The organism is Rummeliibacillus sp. POC4 (assembly GCF_003576525.1).
In the GTDB taxonomy this organism is placed as follows: Bacteria; Bacillota; Bacilli; order Bacillales_A; family Planococcaceae; genus Rummeliibacillus.
Window position 1 is genome coordinate 22,149 of the sequence record NZ_QWUA01000009.1, and the last position, 17,487, is coordinate 39,635.

Below are 17,487 nucleotides of genomic sequence, written 5' to 3' on the forward strand. Positions count from 1 at the left end.
AATGGCGATGGATTTTTGGACGCCGATTCGTCTATCAATTGAAATCGCATTTGTTTCGGCATTTATTGTTATTGTATTTGGCATTTTTATTGGAAAGTGGATGGCTAAAAAAACATTTAAGGGCAAAACTATTTTGGAAACTATTTTGTTGCTTCCTTTAGTATTGCCTCCAACAGTTGTTGGTTTTTTACTTATCATGGTATTTGGTAAAAGTAGCTGGCTAGGACAAGCAATTGAATGGTTTTTTCATCAACCAATCATGTTTACCTGGTGGGCTGCTGTTATTGCTTCAACAGTTGTCGCTTTTCCCTTAATGTATCAATCTGTAAAAACCGGATTTGAAGCTGTAGATGAAAAGCTTGAAAATGCAGCACGCATTGATGGTGCAAAGGAATGGCAAGTTTTTCTTTTCGTTTCTATTCCTTTAGCGATGAAGTCCATTGTTTCAGGTAGTATTTTAAGTTTTACTCGAGCGTTAGGCGAGTTTGGTGCTACACTTATGTTTGCAGGAAACTTACCAGGGAAAACGCAAACTACACCTCTGGCTATTTATGTTGCAATTGATTCTGGCAACATGACATTAGCTTGGGCATGGGTGATTGTGATGGTTAGTTTATCCTTTATTATGCTACTCGGAGTCCATTTGATAAAGGTACGCACGTAAGTAAGATGGTATTTACGTATGTTCAAGAAAAATAAATCTATGTAAAAAACAAGCCAAACGTTATTTTACGTTGGCTTGTTTTTTTAAAAATTATTTATTGTAGGTAAAGATAAGATCTTCAGCTAAATGAGTGAAGGCTTCTCCAACAACTGAATCTTCATCATAAACAGAAGAACCAGTATTTTCTTCCGGTTGTACGAAAGGAACTTGGGCTATGACCTCAGTTTGTAGTTGCTTAGCTAATGCTTCGCCGCCACCTTGGCCAAATAGATAATTACGATCACCTTCGTGATTTTCAAAGTAAGCCATATTTTCAACTACACCGATAATTTTGTGCTTAGTATGTTGTGCCATCACACCTGCTCTTGAAGCAACATATGAAGCAGCATTATGTGGTGTCGTAACGATGATTTCCTGTGCATGAGGGATCATTGCAGCAACATCAATTGCCACATCACCAGTACCTGGAGGTAGATCTAATAGTAAGTAATCTAGGTCGCTCCAATGGGTATTCGCTATAAAGTTGCGAATCCATTTGTTTAACATAGGTCCTCTCCACATGACAGGTTGGTTGTTTTTTGCATAAAAGCCCATTGACATAACTTTTACACCATGGCTCACAACAGGTATCGCTGTTTGCTCAATCATCGTTGGTTTCTCATCAATTTTCATCATAGTTGGAATACTAAAACCATAAATATCGGCATCTATAATACCAACACGTTTTCCTTGTCTTGCAAGGGCTACGGCTAAGTTAATAGTGACGGTAGATTTACCAACGCCGCCTTTACCGCTAGTAATAGCGATAAAGTGTACACCGGAGTCAGGTTTTAATATTTTTGGCATTCCAGTTTCTGTTGTTGCTTGTTTTTTCAAAGAAGCAGTTAATACTTGTCGTTCTTGAGCTGTCATAGAACCAAAAGTAAGTTCAACATGTGTTGCGCCGATTTCTTTTAGTGCTTCTTCAATTTCCCTTTTAATTTGGGCTTTTAAAGGACAGCCTCGAATAGTAAGTACTACTTCTAGTTGAATATTCGTGCCGTCAATTTTAATATTGCGCACCATATTCAATTCCACAATGCTTTTATGAATTTCAGGGTCATTGATTTTTTTAAGTGCCTCTAATACGGCTTTATTTGTTAACGTTCTTCTTTCAATCCTTTTCCAAGACCTTTTAAGAAGTGAATACCGAAGTTTAATGCACGGTTAACATCAGGATCTTTGATGACTTTCATCAAGCTAAAGATTGTTACTTTTTCATCGCTAGCTAATGCGTTGTTTGCATCATCAAGTCCGGTATTTAAACTACCCATTAATTTCTTCGTATTCTCTGGATCTATTGCTGACAATAGACCAGCAACTGCTAATAGTTGATTGATGACGTTAGTTACAGGCTTACGAGAAATTTGTCCAAGTGCAATATGGGCAATTTCTTCTTTGGCTGCAAGCATTTTATTGACTGCATCTAATACGCCAATATCATTTAAATCAGAAACGATAGAAAAAATTTGTTGAAGTGCTTCATCATTTTCTGTAAGCAATTCTTTTAAATCATTTATTTTTTGCTCTGCAATTTGTTCTTCTGAAACTTGTTGCTTTTTAATATTTGTAATTGGTGCTGCCATTTTCTACACCTCTTCGTTATTCGTTGTTAAGTGAACATAGCCTGGGCGAGCCCATTTGCGTTGTACTTCCACACCATTTTGCGGATGACGTTTTTTATTACGAGGGTTTGCCGCTGGTAATGGATTTTTACCTTTGCGTTTTAATACTTCTACACGAATCTTCGTTTGTTTGTAAGCTGGTGTAGATGTATTTGCATCACCTTGTGGACCTGTTAAGAAGTTAATAGAAGAATCTTTATCTGTTGAGTTCATTGGTAAGAATAATTCGTTACCTTGAACACGGTCTGTAATAAGTGCTGGTACTTTTAATGCACCGTATGGAGATACGAGGCGAAGTAGTGCACCTGTTTCAATATTACGTTCTTTTGCAAATTCTGGTGATACTTCAACGAAAATCTCAGGTACTTTTAATTGGATACCAGTTGATTTATTTGTCATGTTACCTTCGTGGAAGTGTTCTAACATACGACCATTGTTGATATGACAGTCATATTCGCAAGCATATTCAACTACTGGTGCCCAGTCATTTAGTGCGAAGCGCGCTTTTTTGTCTGGGAAGTTGAAGCCGTCTAAGAATAGTAATGGTGTATCTGCACCGTTAATTGGGTCACCCCAAACGAAGCTATTCCAGCCTTCCATATAATCGTAGCTGTTTTGTGCAAAGATTGGTGTTAAGCTTGCCATTTCAGCGTAAATGTCACTTGGGTGTTCGTAGTTCCAGTTAGCACCTAGACGATTTGCAACGTCTTGTACGATGCGCCAGTCTGGACGAGATTCACCAAGTGGAGGTAATACTTCATATAAACGTTGAACACGACGTTCAGTATTTGTGAAAGTACCTTCTTTTTCTAATGAAGGAGAAGCTGGTAAGATAACGTCTGCATATTGAGCAGTACGAGATAAGAATACATCTTCTACAACACAGAATTCTAAGTGAGATAATACTTCGTCAATGTGGTTAGCGTTCGAATCAACTAATGCCATATCTTCACCGACGATGTACATAGCTTTCATTTTGTTTTCCATAACGGCATCAAGCATAGCCATGTTTGTACGACCCGGTGTTGCTGGGATTTTCGCACCGTAAGCTTCTTCGAATTTCGCACGAGCTGCATCATCCGTTACTTTTTGATAGCCTGGGAAAAGGTTTGGTAATGTACCCATGTCACAAGCACCTTGTACGTTGTTGTGACCGCGTAATGGATAAGCACCTGCACCTGGGCGACGGTAGTTACCTGTTGCTAATAATAGGTTTGAGATAGCAGCAGAAGTGTAAGAACCACCAGTATTTTGTGTAACACCCATACCCCAAAGTACACATGTACCATCAGCATCGCGAATCATTTCAGCAATGTTAATCAATGTAGCTTGTGGGATTTTTGTTTCTTTTTCAGCATATTCAAGTGTGTATTTTTCTAATACTTTTTTGAATGCTTCATAATCATTTACGTTTTCGTCAATGAATTTTTGATCGTGCCAGCCTTGGTCAATCATGTATTTTGTAACAGCCATTAACCACACTTGGTCCGTACCTTGTTGAGGACGAATGTGAATGTCTGAGCGTTCAGCCATTTCATTTTTACGGATATCGGCAACGATTAATTTTTGACCATGTAATTTGTGTGCACGTTTTACACGTGTTGCAAGTACTGGGTGACCTTCAGCTGGGTTTGCACCAATGATGATAACAAGACCTGCTTTAGCAATATCTTTAATTGTACCTGCGTCACCACCGATACCAACTGTGCGGCTTAAGCCGTCTGTTGCTGGAGATTGGCAATAACGTGAACAGTTGTCAACGTCATTTGTGTTGAATAATTGACGTGCCATTTTTTGAATAAGGTAGTTTTCTTCATTTGTAATTTTAGAAGATGAGATAAAGCCGACTGAACCAGGACCGTGTTCTTTTTGAATACCGCCTAATTTAGAAGCAACTAAATCTAATGCTTCATCCCAAGAAGCTTCTACAAACTCATCGCCTTTACGGATTAATGGTTTTGTAATACGGTCTTCTGAATTTACGAAGTCCCAACCAAATTTACCTTTAACACATGTAGAAATAGCATTAACAGGACCATCAGATGGTTGTACTTTTAAGAGATGACGACCTTTTGTCCAAACTTCGAATGTACAACCGACACCACAGAAAGTACATACAGTTTTTGTTTTCTTAGTACGTTTGCTTCGCATAGCAGCTTCAATTTCAGAGATAGCGAAGATACCGCTATATCCAGGTTCTACTTCTTTGATTACATCAATCATTGGATCTAGCATATCTTGTTCTAGTCCAGTCATAAAACCAGCTTCGCCAAGCATTGATTTTTCCATCAACGCGTTACATGGACAAATAGATACACATTGACCACAGCTAACGCATGAAGAATCATTGATATCAACGCCTTCATCCCAAATAACACGAGGACGTTCAGCTTCCCAATCAATCGAAATAGTTTCATTTACTTGAAGGTTTTGGCACACTTCAACGCATTGACCACAAGCGATACATTGGTTTGGATCATAGCGATAAAATGGATGTGACATATCTACTTCTGAAGGGTCCACTTTTGGTTTGTATTCATATTTTTGATGTTCAACTTCCATCATTTCTACCGTATTGTGTAGTTTACAGTTACCATTGTTATTATCACAAACTGTACAATATAACATATGGTTTTCTAGTAAACGGTCCATAGCTTCAGTACGAGCTTCTACGGCTTTTTGTGATGTAAGTTCTACATTCATTCCATCCATTGCTTTTGTTGAACATGAACGAACAAGTTGACCATCTACTTCAACGATACATGTATCGCAAGTTTGAATAGGGTCCACTTCTGGTACATGACAAATTTGTGGATGTGGAATTTCATTTTTGTTAATGACGTCTAAAATCGACTCGCCAGGACTTACTTCATAAGGCGTGCCGTTAATCTTCATCTTCGTCATATTATTGCCTCCTATTTTCTCAAAATAAAAAAATCCACCATGAACATATACACTTCGAACTAAAAGAGTATATAAAAATTCATGGTGGATAAGAGTTTTAACAGATCTTGCTAAAAGACCAATCCAAGATTTTTTTGAGATGATAAAATAAAATCAAAACATTAGTAATTCAATATTTTGGCTTCATTTTGGTCATGCATACCATTATAAGCTTTAGAAAAAAATATAACAATATGAATACGTATATAAAAAATTTTTTGAATTATTATAAATGATTTAATGTTTAATTAGTTTATACTGAATTCAAGATATGTTAATTAAATTGCTATAATGATTGGAAAAGCAAATCTTATATTTTTTTATTACAAAAAATTTTTTTGGGTAAGTTATATATAAGATAAAACTATTTTGTCAAAATAAATTTCCAAAAATTAGACCTTTAAATTTTATTGTAATTGCTATATGATTAACGAATTGTAGAGATGGATAAGCTTAAGTTCCCAAAAATATTCCGTTTTTTTTCGATAGGAGGATACGCATTATGTCAAAAAAAGTGCATGAATTTAATGACATTATCCGAAAGCTTCGCAAAGATTTATTTGGTAAAGGTCCTGAACGTATTAATACTATATTTGTGGAAAATATGGCAGTTTCAACACTTTATGGTAATATAACACCTACAGAAAAATTTATCGCAAGTACAAAAGATGGATTGGAAATGGTACATGCTGCACGTACAAAACTAATTCAAGATTTGTATGCGAAAGCAACACCTGAAGGTATGGAAGAATTGATGCAAGCAAAATTATTGCATCTATTTTCAGATATCAAGGTTGATCTCGATATGGCTGTTTCTGTTTTTATCTTTGACCGAAATATTGACGAACACTAGGAGGATCTATGGATACTGAAATTAAAAAAGAAATTCTTCGAGTAGAAAATGGGCAAGTGCAAAAAGTTGAAGATACAATCGTAACAGAATATGCTGTAACCGTTAAAGTTAATCAACAAGAATTTGTTACGATGGTTTGCACGCCAGAATATGTCAAAGATATGGTTATTGGCTATTTAGCCTCAGAAAAAGTGATTACTCACTTTGACGACATTGAAAATATTTGGTTTCAAGAAAAAGAGGGCGTTGTACACGTCCAAACCAAAAAGGTAAACCCATTTGCGAATAAGTTACAAAATAAGCGCTATATTACATCCTGCTGTGGAATGAGCAGACAGGGGTTTGTATTTGCGAGTGATGCACTAACTGCTAAGACAATGGAAGATATTCATATTCAATTGACTCCACAAAATTGTTTTGACCTTATGCAAAATATGCAGGACAATGCAGTGACCTTTCAAAAAACAGGTGGGGTTCACAATGCAGCCTTATGTGATGCTAAAGACATTATTTTGAGTCGTAAGGATATTGGCCGCCACAATGCGCTTGATAAAATTTATGGCTATTGCTTACAAAATGATATTTCGATTCACGATAAGGTTATTGTATTTAGTGGCCGTATTTCATCGGAAATTTTAGTTAAGGTGTCTAAAATCGGATGTGAAATCATTCTTTCTAAGTCAGCTCCAACTGAATTAGCTTTACAATTAGCAGAACAATTAGGAATAACAACTGTAGGATTTATTCGTCAAAATTCGTTAAATGTATATACACATCCAGAACGAATTCTATTAGATGTATAAGTTTAGCAGTATCTGAACAAGGAGATGAAAAGCATGAATTTGATACAAGATCAATATAAGCGCCCATTGAGAGATTTACGTATTTCCGTAACGGATCGTTGCAATTTTCGTTGCCGCTATTGCATGCCAGAGGAAATTTTTGGACCGGACTATGCCTTTTTACCATCTCAACAAATATTGTCATTTGATGAAATTGAGCGACTTGTTAAAATCTTTGTTTCTTTTGGTGTAAAAAAGATTCGTATTACAGGCGGTGAGCCTTTATTGCGAAAAAATATTGTAGAACTTATTGAGCGACTTCATCTTTTGCCTGGCGTAGAAGATATTGCGATGACGACAAATGGTTCACTATTAAAAAGTTTTGCAGAGGATTTAGCAAAAGCAGGATTGTCACGTGTATCTGTTAGTCTAGATTCTTTAAATGAAGAACGCTTTTTATCCATGAATGGTCAACGTGGTAAAGTGAAAAATGTTCTTGCTGGAATTGAAAAAGCAGCTCAAGCAGGAATCCAGGTCAAAGTCAATATGGTTGTACAAAAGGGAAAAAATGAACAAGATATCATTCCTATGGCTCAATTCTTTAAAGACAAAAAACATACATTAAGATTTATAGAATATATGGATGTAGGAAATTCCAATGGCTGGCGCCTAGATGATGTTGTATCGAAAAAAGAAATTCTTCATGCGATTCAGCAATTTTCACCGATAGAGCCATTAAGTCCTAATTATAAAGGAGAAGTGGCTACTCGTTATCAGTACAAAGATAGTGATCAAGAAATAGGTATTATTTCTTCTGTGACCGATTCATTTTGTTCTACTTGTTCACGAGCACGTATTTCAGCTGAAGGAAAGCTTTATACTTGCTTATTTGCAACAGAAGGTACAGATTTACTTAAGCTTTTACGCTCTGGAGAAACTGATGAGACAATTGCAAAATGCATTGCCGACGTCTGGCAGAATAGGACAGATCGCTATTCTGATGAGCGAAAAGAGCACACTTCATCCCCTAAGAGAAAGATAGAAATGTCTCATATTGGTGGATGATAAATTGATAGAAAAGAGGATTTATAGAATGGCAGTTAATAAACCAGAAGAAATTACACAAATCGCCATTAATGCAGGTGTAACTAAAGTAAATAGTTCAATTTTAAAGATGTTAATCTTAGGATTTTTAGGGGGCGCATTTATCGCCTTAGGTTTTTTACTCGATATTCGAGTTAGTGGTAGTATGCCAGAAGCATGGGGAAGCTTCTCAACATTTGTAGGTGCAACAGTATTCCCATTAGGCCTTATTTTAGTATTATTAGCAGGTGCTGAATTAATCACAGGAAATATGATGTCTGTAGCAATGGCTTTATATGCTAAGAAAATTTCAATTCCAGCATTATTAAAAAACTGGTTTTGGGTAACACTTGCCAACTTAGTTGGTGCTTTATTTGTAGCTTACTTCTTTGGACATGTTGTTGGCTTAACAGAAACAGGACCATTTTTAGATAAAACAGTAGCTATCGCAAAAGCAAAAACTGCTGATTCTTTCTTACAAACATTTATTTCTGCTGCTGGTTGTAACTGGCTTGTATGTTTAGCTGTTTGGTTATCTTTCGGTGCGACTGATTTTGGTGGTAAAGTTGCAGGTATTTGGTTCCCTGTTACAGCGTTTGTTGCAATTGGTTTCCAACACGTTGTTGCCAATATGTTCGTTATTCCAGCTGCAATTTTTGCAGGACAAGTTACTTGGCGAGCATTCGTAGGAAATGTTATCCCAGCTTTCTTAGGAAATGTTGTTGGTGGTGCCATTTTTTTTGGCTTATTCTACTATATTTCATATGCAAAATCAAAAACTACAACAAAATAAAACAAAATAAAGAACACAAAAAAACCGGCTTATGCCGGTTTTTTAAAAACGTTCATTTAAAAAGGTACCGCTTTTACCACCAGTTTTTTGTACAAGATAAGTGTCTTGAATCACCATCGATTTATCGACAGCCTTGCACATATCGTAGAAGGTTAGAGCAGCAATGGAGACAGCTGTTAATGCTTCCATCTCAACCCCTGTATTTCCTTTACATTTTACAAGTACTTCTATATGAAGTGCGTACCCTGAATCTGTTTTTTCGTAGTTAAATGTAAAATCCGTCCCCTGTAACATGATAGTGTGACACATCGGAATAAGATCAGAGGTTTTCTTTGCGCCCATAATTCCTGCAATTTGTGCAACTTGTGTGGGATCTCCCTTTTTAATATTCCCTTGTTGAATGGCTTCGTATAATTTAGTTGATAATAGAACAGTACTTCGTGCAATAGCTGTTCGTTTCGTTTCTTTTTTTTCGGATATATCGACCATTTTAGGACGACCTTCTTCATTCCAATGCGTAAATTCAGTCATGATAAACTCCTTTTTTGTGCTGTATTGAGTAATTGGGCCAATCAGTTATGGCGTTAATATTGATGAATACTTGCTCATCATCTGGGATAGATACATAGCAAACATTCAGTTGGTTGAGTAATGATTGCATACTTCTTTTATTTTGCTGCAATAATTTTTCTGTTTTTTGCAATACACGACGATGGTAGAGTGCAGCTAGTGGCTGTATTTTATCCGATTGCATAGGTACGATAGCGTCATATGTATCGTCTACAACGGATAACATCTTGTTAACAAAAGATGTTGTTATATAGGGCATATCACATGCAAGTACGAAAAACCAATCGGCATCTGGTGTATTGGATATAATATGATGTATCGCAAAAAGCGGTCCTTGATGTACTGTTTTCTCGATACTCAAGCGAACATCCTTGTCTTTGAATTTCGTGGATAATGATGCGTTTGTTGAAATAATAAGTGGTTTAAGTCCAGTTTTTTTTAATGCTTGTAAGCTATATTGATATAAGAGTTGCCCATTGAAATTTTCAAACATTTTTGGCTTTCCATATCTAGAGGATTGACCACCAGCTAATACGACACCTGCAATTTTTGTCATCGATGTAACTCACCTATAAAATGTTGCACTGTAGGAATGATGAGTTTACTCATCCCAAGTTTAACTGCATTTGTTGAACCAGGTAGTGCATAAATAGCAGTTTGTTTTAAGCAACCGGCAACAGCGCGACTAAACATGGCACGCGGACCTATTTCTTCATAGCTCAATGAGCGAAATAGTTCACCAAACCCATGCATTTCTTTTTCAAAAAGCGGTGTTAATGCTTCATATGTGACATCTCGTAACGTAAATCCTGTACCACCTGTTACAATGATTGCATTAATAGCATCATCATCACACCAAGCTTGTACTTGTTGATCAATTGTGGCAGCATCATCTTTTACAATACAATAATCAGCAGTGTGAAATCCAACTTCTTCAAGAAGTGCTTTAATTTGTTGGCCACCCTTATCTGTCTCTATTGTGCGGGTATCACTAACAGTTAAAACTGCAGCATGTATGTCACGATCTTTATGGGTTGGATGCATTGTGAATCCTCCTATTGATAGAATCAATGATTAATTATAACGATATAAAATGAAAGGTCAAATAAAATTTAATAAGAGAAAGGCAGAGTTTTAAATGAATGATCGATATTCTAGACAACAATTGTTTCAGCCGATTGGTGAAAAAGGGCAGGAACTATTGCAACAAAAACATGTACTTATTGTAGGAGCTGGAGCATTAGGTAGTGCTAGTGCAGAGGCTATTGTACGAGCCGGTGTAGGTAAAGTGACAATTGTGGACCGAGATTATGTTGAATGGAGTAATTTACAACGTCAACAATTGTATAGTGAAGAAGAAGCTGAGCAAAAAATACCTAAGGCAGTTGCAGCACAGGATAGATTAAAACGTATTAATTCGAACGTGGAGATTCATGGAATCGTCATGGATGCAAGAGCAGAGTCACTAGAGAGTATCGTACATGATGTAGATATTATGATTGATGGTACTGACAATTTTGATATTCGTTTTGTTATGAATGATCTAGCACAAAAATACCAAATTCCTTGGATATATGGCTCGTGCGTTGGAAGTTACGGTACAACTTATACGATCATTCCTGGAAAAACTCCATGCCTTCACTGTTTAATGCAGTCAGTGCCGAATATGACGATTACTTGCGATACAGCAGGTATAATTAGTCCAACTGTTCAAATAGTAGCAGCTTATCAAGTAGCAGAGGCTTTGAAAATTTTAGTGGGAGATTGGAACGCTGTATGTAAGACGTATCGAACCTTTGATGTTTGGAATAATCAGCATTATGATATGCGTGTACAAAATGCGAAAAAAGATGATTGTCTGTCATGCGGTGAAAGCGCAATTTACCCATATCTATCTTATGAAAATCAAACAAAAGTGGATGTATTATGTGGACGGAATGCTGTACAAATTCGCCCAGTTCGACCAGATGGGTATAATTTAAATTACTTAGCACAGCAACTTCAAAAGCATGGCACTATTCAACAAAATCCATATTTAATATCATGTCAATTAAAGGATTATCGCCTGGTGATTTTTAAGGATGGTCGAGTACTTGTACATGGTACAAATGATGCAAAGCAAGCAAAAAATTTATATTACAGTTTATTAGGTTAAGGAGCGTATGAAAATGTTAGAAAAAAGAACACCAATTGCAGTCGGTGAGGCTGTTCGTCGCATAATGCAATTTGCTTTTACAGGAACAAAAGAAATGGTACCGTTAACTAAGTCGTTTGGTCGTTTTTTAGCAGAAGATTTAAAAGCAGATCATGACGTACCAGCCTTTGATCGCTCACCTTATGACGGTTTTGCAATACGTGCTGAGGACAGCGAATGTGCTTCAGCTGATCATCCTGTCTCTTTTGAAGTGGTAGGAGAAATTGGAGCTGGCTTTGTTTTTCCAGAACAAGTACAAGAGGGACAAGCTGTCCGTATTATGACAGGAGCTCCAATTCCAGAAGGCTGTAATGCAGTTGTTATGCTGGAATTATCAAAGACATATGAAAAAGACGGTAAGTCTTATATGGAGATTAAACGTGCTTATAAAGAGGGCGACAACATTTCATATCAAGGAGAAGATATGAAAAGAGGAGAAACACTTGTTCAAAAAGGAACGTATATTAATCCAGGTGTTTCTGCATTATTAGCTACTTTTGGTTATCGTGAAGTACCTGTAACACGTAAACCAGTCATTGGAGTGATTGCAACTGGAAGCGAATTGTTAGAACCAGATGAGGCACTTCAACCTGGTAAAATTCGTAATAGTAATGCTTATATGATATTGGCTCAGATCGAACGTGTTGGAGCAGAAGCACGTTACTTTGGTAAATTTAGTGATAATCTTGATATTTGTATTGAAGCAGTGAAATCTGCTTTATCGGAAGTGGACATACTCATAACAACTGGTGGTGTTTCAGTAGGGGACTATGACTACTTGCCTGCAATTTATAAGGCACTTGGTGCAGAAGTGTTATTTAATAAAGTAGCAATGCGTCCCGGTAGTGTGACAACTGTTGCACAGCGTGATGGACAGCTATTATATGGACTTTCAGGAAATCCTTCTGCTTGCTATGTTGGTTTTGAGCTATTTGTTCGTCCAGTTGTACGGACAGCATTTTCAAATCCAACACCACATTTACACAGAGAACAGGCAATATTAGGAGAGGATTTCAAAAAGGCAAATCCATTTACACGCTTTATCCGTGCAAGTGTATCCTTTGAAAATGGACAGCTTATTGCAGCACCATCAGGCTTTAATAAATCGAGTGCTGTTTCCTCTTTAGCAAAAGCTCAAGCTTTCATCGTACTACCAGGTGGTACGCGCGGTTATGAAAAGGGCATGCGTGTAGACGTATTATTACTAGAGGATGGACTAGGGAGTGAGTGGCCTTGGGACAACATTGTGCCGTCCTACAGATAGTAGGCTACCAAAATAGTGGCAAGACAACATTAATGGAGAAACTAATTATTGCGGCAACAGCAGAAGGGGCACGTGTTGCAACGATTAAGCATCATGGTCATGGTGGAGCTCCAACAGCTGTAAATCGAAAAGACAGTCAACGCCATGAACAAGCGGGAGCGATTGTTGCTGGTGTCGAAGGAGCAGGTACATTGTTTTTGACTATTCAGCAAGCATCTTGGAAACTAAAGGAGCTTGTTGAATTATATCAACAATTTCAGCCTGATTTGATTTTAGTAGAGGGCTATAAGAATGAAGATTATCCAAAGGTCGTATTAATCCGTCATCAGGAAGATGTCGCTAGTTTGAAGAAACTGACAAATATCATTTGCGTGCTTTATTGGCAAGATGTAGACCCATCAACTTTTACATGCCCTGTCTATCCGATAAAGCAAGAAGATCTTTATTTGAATCTTTTACTGGAAAAAGTGAGGAATTAGAATGGAAGAAAATTTATTTATTATCACAGATCAGCCTATTCGCGTAGAGGAAGTTACAAAAAAGGTTGAGAGTCGCAATGCAGGTGCTATTACTGTTTTTATTGGAACGGTTAGAGAATTGACAAAGGGTAAAAAAACTTTGCATTTAGAGTATCAAGCGTATCCACCAATGGCGATTAAAATGTTTCAACAAATAGAAAAAGAAATAAAAGAAAAATGGCCAGAAGTACAGATTGCTATTACGCATCGTATAGGACGTCTAGAAATTTCAGATATTGCAGTTGTTATTGCTGTGTCCTCACCACACCGAAAAATAGCCTATGAGGCAAATGAATACGCTATTGATCGTATAAAGCAAATTGTACCGATTTGGAAAAAGGAATTTTGGGAAGATGGTACAGCTTGGATAGGCGATCAGCTCGAGAATGTACCTTATCCGTCAGAAACACCTTTTGAGGAAGGAGATAAGCATGATTAACATCTTACTTTTTGCACAACTACAAGAGGCAGCTGGTCACTCACAAGTTACAATGGATGCCTCAGAAGTAACCGTTCAACAAGTAAAAGAGTGGTTAGAGAAGCAGTATACTTTAACATCTTTACACCAAACGATGACTGCCGTAAACGAGGAATTTGCAACCGATGATACAATTGTAAAATCTGGTGATACAGTAGCGTTAATCCCACCGATTAGTGGTGGTTAGAAAGTCTATCTACTATCAAGTAATGTTCTTTAAAATAACTAGTTTCATGTTTGTGAATTCAATAGTATTTTTAAGTTCTCTACATACTCCTAATCTCTATTTTGTGAGGTTAGGGGTTTTTTTATTATGTAATTATAGTGAACAAATTTAAAAATCTTAAATTGAATAATTAGAAATACCCTATAAAATGCGAAAAACTCTATCGATAGAACGGATTTTCTAATCTTAATAGGAAAAGGTTAGAAGAATATTGAATTCTTATAAAGAGTAAGAATATTCTTTCGCAAAGGGGAAATCATATGAAAAAAAGATTACGTATTTTTCTAACTTCTTGTATTATCACGTTTGGTTTGTTTGGTGCGAACATGTCAGCAGAGGCTAGTACAACTCAAACCCAAACTCTTGACCAATCTATTAAACAAATTGTCAACGATAAAATGGCTGGAGCCGATGTCAGTGTTGCGATTAGGGATGATAAGGGGAAAATTATTTATGGCTTGAATGGCAATCAAAAACAAAAACCTGCATCGAATATGAAGTTATTAACAAGTGCCGCAGCTTTAGAGATATTAGGGGAAAAGTATCGATTTAAAACTAGTATTTATTCTACTGGAAAAGTAAAAAATGGTGTTTTAAAAGGAGATCTTTATCTTCAGGGAAAAGGTGATCCAACTTTAAATAAGGAAGATCTTGAACAGTTTGTTAATAGTATCGCAGCTCAAGGAATTAAACGTATTGAAGGAAGAATTGTAGCAGATGATTTTTGGTTTGACCAAGATTTGTTAACGCCAGGGATTGCTAAAGAGGATGAGTCTTATTATTATGCAGCGCCAATCACAGCATTAACAACTTCTCCAAATAACGACTATGATTCTGGGACGATCATTGTTGAAGCAAAAGGTGAAAAAGTAGGAAAGAAACCATCTCTTACAATAACGCCAGAATTAGGGGATTTAGTTATTGAGAATAAGGGGAAAACAGTAGAGGCTAACGAGCCAAATACGTTAACGATAGAGCGTCAATTTAGAACAAATAAAATTGTTGTAAGTGGAAATTTGCCTATTAATAAGAGTTTAAAAGAATGGGTAACTGTACAAAATCCAACAACTCATACACTAACAATGTTTAAAAATTTACTAAAACAAAACCATATTCAATACTCAAAGGACAAGCTTTATCGTGCAAAAACACCTAAAAGTGCCAAACTAATTACTCAAAAGCAGTCAGTGACGCTTTCACAATTGATGATTCCTTATATGAAGTTAAGCAATAATGGAATTGCGGATATTTTAGTGAAAACAATGGGGAAAGTAAAAATGCAAAAAGGTAGTACAGAAGCTGGTCTGAAAATATTAAGACAATATGGAGAGTCACGCCATTTAAATATAAATCAATGGATTTTTGAAGATGGCTCAGGTATGTCACATAGCAATCGAGTATCCAGTAATGATTTAACGAAACTTTTGTATACTGTTCAAAAAGAAAAATGGTTTAGTACCTATTTTAATAGTCTGCCAGTTGCTGCAAACTCGGAAAGAATGGTAGGAGGTACACTTCGTAATCGTCTAAAATCACCACTTACAGCGGAAAAAATTTTCGCAAAAACAGGGTCATTGACAGGTGTTAATACACTAAGTGGATATATAATAGGAAGTAGTGGTAAAAGCTTTACATTTAGTATTTTAGTACAGAACAAATCCGGTACAATCTCAGTTATTGATGAAATTGTGGAAGTAATGGCTGAGAATTTATAAATCCTAAAGAGTAAAGTATAGGTTAAAAGGAGAATGAGACATGACGATTATCAAACATACAAATCGACAAATTGAAATTGTAAATGGAGCGGGTATACAAGCGAAAGGTTCCACTAAAAGTAATCTAGAAGGATTAAATCCTAAAGAGTTAATCGAAGCATCTGTTGGTTTATGCATTGCATTAACAACTCGTCAAATTTTAAAACGTGATGAGATTAACTATAACTTGGATGATCTAACAGTTACAGTACAATCTACTAAAGGATCTGGTGTAAATCGTTTAACAGCTTTTGATATTCAAGTTCAGTTACCTGACACTTTAGATGAGTCCTATAAAAGAAAATTACTCAAAAGTGTGAAAAGGGGTTGTACTATTGGAAATACCATTGAAAATGGGGCAACTGTAAAGATTACCGAGAATTAGATTCAATATATTTATTTAACACTAAGATTGGATAACCAACAAAAGTGTTATAATAGATATAATTGAATAAAGAAGGAATGAGTAATATGTTAAAAACAGTTGTTTTTGATCAATTAAAAAAAGCCATGAAAGAAAAAGATGTAGTAGCAAAAGGCGTTTTAACTATTGTAAAATCATCTCTTGACTTGGCACAAAAAGAAAAAGGTTCTGAATTAACGCACGAAGAAGAAATTGCCATTCTAAACCGTGAAGTAAAACAAACACATCAAGCTTTAGAAGGTGCTGAAAAGGCCAATCGTGCTGATTTAATCGAAAAAGAAAATAGAAAGCTTGAAATTTTAAAATCATTTTTACCTGAGCAATTATCCGAAGAAAAAGTAATCGAAACTTTAAAAGAAGCTGGCATCACTTCAGGGATGAATATGGGTGAAGCGATGAAAATTGCAAAACCTTTGCTTGCTGGCAAAGCAGAAGGTTCAATGATTGCAAAAGCTGTTAAAAGTTTAATCAAATAGATAGATGATAAAGTGAAAAAAGTTTAAGAAAGTAGCGATTGTTACTCTCTTAAACTTTTTTTGTTTTAATTTATTTTTTCACCACTTTTGTTATAAATGGTTATTTGAATGTTTCTTTCTTTTATAAGTTTATTTGAATGTAACTTATCTAATTCTAGAAATATTTTCTTTTCCATTTCTTTACCCATAGTAGACTTTTTTTGTTTTCTACTTAACAAAGTCTTTATTCCAATATTTAACTCTGTGGGTGTATTCTCTAAATTTATTTGGTCCATTTGTTTTGGATAAAACTTTGATAACGCATCCTCTATTGTTGTGCTTATTTCTTGCATTAGATGGTGTTCTTCTATAACTTCTTTGCTAACTAGTTTACTTATTTCACTTTTGGTCACTTTGACAACATACTTTTCAAATGGTGTTGATTTAATGGTATTTTCTACAAACTCTTTCACTTCATCTTTTACTGAGTCATAGTACTCTTGACTTCCAACTACTTCGATTTTTATCTCATTTAAACTAATTTTATATGTACCTATTTTGTATTTTTTTGATGTTTTTTCTTTTAGCTTTTCTAAGATATTAACTATTTCTTTATCTGAAGGTCTAGTGTTTTCTTTAGCATTAAGTTGATTAGTGAAAACAAAAATACTCCCTACGATGAATAATGAAAACAGGATGAAAATAACCTTTCTTATGTTAATACCTCCTTGAATAGCAGTATACGTAAATTTTTCTTGGAAAATGATTATGTGAATATTGAAAAGCCCCAAACTATATTACATAAAATACTTTTTAACATAA

20 protein-coding genes are annotated in these 17,487 nt (G+C 35.8%); 13 read left to right on the forward strand and 7 right to left on the reverse strand.

The features are described from left to right. Position 1 precedes the first annotated feature (1 nt). Entirely contained in the window at positions 2-664 is a 663-nt protein-coding gene (modB, locus tag D1606_RS04795; protein ID WP_119414882.1) for a molybdate ABC transporter permease subunit, read from the forward strand. A gap of 90 nt (positions 665-754) precedes the next feature. Here the strand turns inward: modB and D1606_RS04800 are convergent, their stop codons facing one another. The 3 genes from D1606_RS04800 to fdhF are packed head-to-tail and all read right to left on the reverse strand — an operon-like array spanning position 755 to position 5,232. Then, positions 755-1,822, reverse strand: a complete 1,068-nt coding sequence (locus tag D1606_RS04800) for an Mrp/NBP35 family ATP-binding protein (RefSeq protein ID WP_233548022.1) — start codon at positions 1,820-1,822, stop codon at positions 755-757. After that, the gene (locus tag D1606_RS04805) at positions 1,804-2,289 is read right to left on the reverse strand and encodes a helical membrane plugin domain-containing protein (RefSeq protein WP_119414883.1); all 486 of its coding nucleotides are present in this window, start codon (positions 2,287-2,289) and stop codon (positions 1,804-1,806) included. The genes D1606_RS04800 and D1606_RS04805 overlap by 19 nt, the downstream gene beginning before the upstream one ends. Positions 2,290-2,292: 3 nt before the next feature. Continuing rightward, positions 2,293-5,232, reverse strand: coding sequence for a formate dehydrogenase subunit alpha (gene fdhF, locus D1606_RS04810; RefSeq protein ID WP_119414884.1), 2,940 nt, complete (start codon positions 5,230-5,232; stop codon positions 2,293-2,295). Positions 5,233-5,773: 541 nt separating this feature from the next. Between fdhF and D1606_RS04815 the strand changes: the two genes are divergently transcribed. Genes D1606_RS04815 through D1606_RS04830 form a run of 4 tightly spaced genes read left to right on the forward strand, consistent with a single transcriptional unit; the run spans position 5,774 to position 8,782 of the window. Beyond that, positions 5,774-6,124 carry a Na-translocating system protein MpsC family protein gene (locus D1606_RS04815; RefSeq protein ID WP_119414885.1) on the forward strand — a complete coding sequence of 117 codons (351 nt, stop codon included), beginning with the start codon at positions 5,774-5,776 and terminating at the stop codon, positions 6,122-6,124. An 8-nt stretch (positions 6,125-6,132) separates the two neighbouring features. Continuing rightward, positions 6,133-6,927, forward strand: a complete 795-nt coding sequence (gene fdhD, locus D1606_RS04820; protein ID WP_119414886.1) for a formate dehydrogenase accessory sulfurtransferase FdhD — start codon at positions 6,133-6,135, stop codon at positions 6,925-6,927. A 24-nt stretch (positions 6,928-6,951) separates the two neighbouring features. After that, the gene (gene moaA / locus D1606_RS04825) at positions 6,952-7,971 is read left to right on the forward strand and encodes a GTP 3',8-cyclase MoaA (RefSeq protein WP_119414887.1); all 1,020 of its coding nucleotides are present in this window, start codon (positions 6,952-6,954) and stop codon (positions 7,969-7,971) included. Between the two features lie 28 nt (positions 7,972-7,999). After that, entirely contained in the window at positions 8,000-8,782 is a 783-nt protein-coding gene (locus tag D1606_RS04830) for a formate/nitrite transporter family protein (protein WP_119414888.1), read from the forward strand. 42 nt (positions 8,783-8,824) lie between these two features. Here the strand turns inward: D1606_RS04830 and moaC are convergent, their stop codons facing one another. From moaC to D1606_RS04845, 3 genes are read right to left on the reverse strand one after another with little or no spacing between them, the layout of a single operon-like run. Continuing rightward, positions 8,825-9,313, reverse strand: a complete 489-nt coding sequence (gene moaC, locus D1606_RS04835) for a cyclic pyranopterin monophosphate synthase MoaC (RefSeq protein WP_119414889.1) — start codon at positions 9,311-9,313, stop codon at positions 8,825-8,827. Beyond that, positions 9,306-9,908, reverse strand: a complete 603-nt coding sequence (locus tag D1606_RS04840) for a molybdenum cofactor guanylyltransferase (RefSeq protein ID WP_119414890.1) — start codon at positions 9,906-9,908, stop codon at positions 9,306-9,308. Before D1606_RS04840 ends, moaC begins: the two co-directional genes overlap by 8 nt. Further along, complete coding sequence (locus D1606_RS04845) at positions 9,905-10,396, reverse strand: MogA/MoaB family molybdenum cofactor biosynthesis protein (RefSeq protein WP_119414891.1); 492 nt, start codon at positions 10,394-10,396, stop codon at positions 9,905-9,907. Before D1606_RS04845 ends, D1606_RS04840 begins: the two co-directional genes overlap by 4 nt. Before the next feature lie 94 nt (positions 10,397-10,490). Here D1606_RS04845 and D1606_RS04850 point away from each other — a divergent pair, with 94 nt between their 5' ends. The 8 genes from D1606_RS04850 (at position 10,491) to D1606_RS04885 (ending at position 16,686) form a co-directional block, all read left to right on the forward strand. Further along, on the forward strand, positions 10,491-11,507 hold the full coding sequence (locus D1606_RS04850) for a thiazole biosynthesis adenylyltransferase ThiF (RefSeq protein WP_119414892.1): 1,017 nt from the start codon (positions 10,491-10,493) through the stop codon (positions 11,505-11,507). Between the two features lie 13 nt (positions 11,508-11,520). Next, the gene (locus tag D1606_RS04855) at positions 11,521-12,810 is read left to right on the forward strand and encodes a molybdopterin molybdotransferase MoeA (protein WP_119414893.1); all 1,290 of its coding nucleotides are present in this window, start codon (positions 11,521-11,523) and stop codon (positions 12,808-12,810) included. Then, positions 12,774-13,289 carry a molybdopterin-guanine dinucleotide biosynthesis protein B gene (mobB, locus tag D1606_RS04860; protein WP_119414894.1) on the forward strand — a complete coding sequence of 172 codons (516 nt, stop codon included), beginning with the start codon at positions 12,774-12,776 and terminating at the stop codon, positions 13,287-13,289. Before D1606_RS04855 ends, mobB begins: the two co-directional genes overlap by 37 nt. 1 nt (position 13,290) lies before the next feature. Continuing rightward, positions 13,291-13,767, forward strand: a complete 477-nt coding sequence (locus D1606_RS04865; RefSeq protein ID WP_119414895.1) for a molybdenum cofactor biosynthesis protein MoaE — start codon at positions 13,291-13,293, stop codon at positions 13,765-13,767. Continuing rightward, complete coding sequence (gene moaD, locus D1606_RS04870; protein WP_119414896.1) at positions 13,760-13,993, forward strand: molybdopterin converting factor subunit 1; 234 nt, start codon at positions 13,760-13,762, stop codon at positions 13,991-13,993. The genes D1606_RS04865 and moaD overlap by 8 nt, the downstream gene beginning before the upstream one ends. Positions 13,994-14,292: 299 nt before the next feature. Continuing rightward, the gene (dacB, locus tag D1606_RS04875) at positions 14,293-15,747 is read left to right on the forward strand and encodes a D-alanyl-D-alanine carboxypeptidase/D-alanyl-D-alanine endopeptidase (protein WP_119414897.1); all 1,455 of its coding nucleotides are present in this window, start codon (positions 14,293-14,295) and stop codon (positions 15,745-15,747) included. A 40-nt stretch (positions 15,748-15,787) separates the two neighbouring features. Then, on the forward strand, positions 15,788-16,171 hold the full coding sequence (locus D1606_RS04880; RefSeq protein WP_119414898.1) for an OsmC family protein: 384 nt from the start codon (positions 15,788-15,790) through the stop codon (positions 16,169-16,171). Positions 16,172-16,257: 86 nt separating this feature from the next. After that, on the forward strand, positions 16,258-16,686 hold the full coding sequence (locus D1606_RS04885; protein ID WP_119414899.1) for a GatB/YqeY domain-containing protein: 429 nt from the start codon (positions 16,258-16,260) through the stop codon (positions 16,684-16,686). A 65-nt stretch (positions 16,687-16,751) separates the two neighbouring features. On the opposite strand, the gene D1606_RS04890 is transcribed toward D1606_RS04885, so the two are convergent. Beyond that, complete coding sequence (locus D1606_RS04890; RefSeq protein WP_119414900.1) at positions 16,752-17,456, reverse strand: hypothetical protein; 705 nt, start codon at positions 17,454-17,456, stop codon at positions 16,752-16,754. Positions 17,457-17,487: the final 31 nt, after the last annotated feature.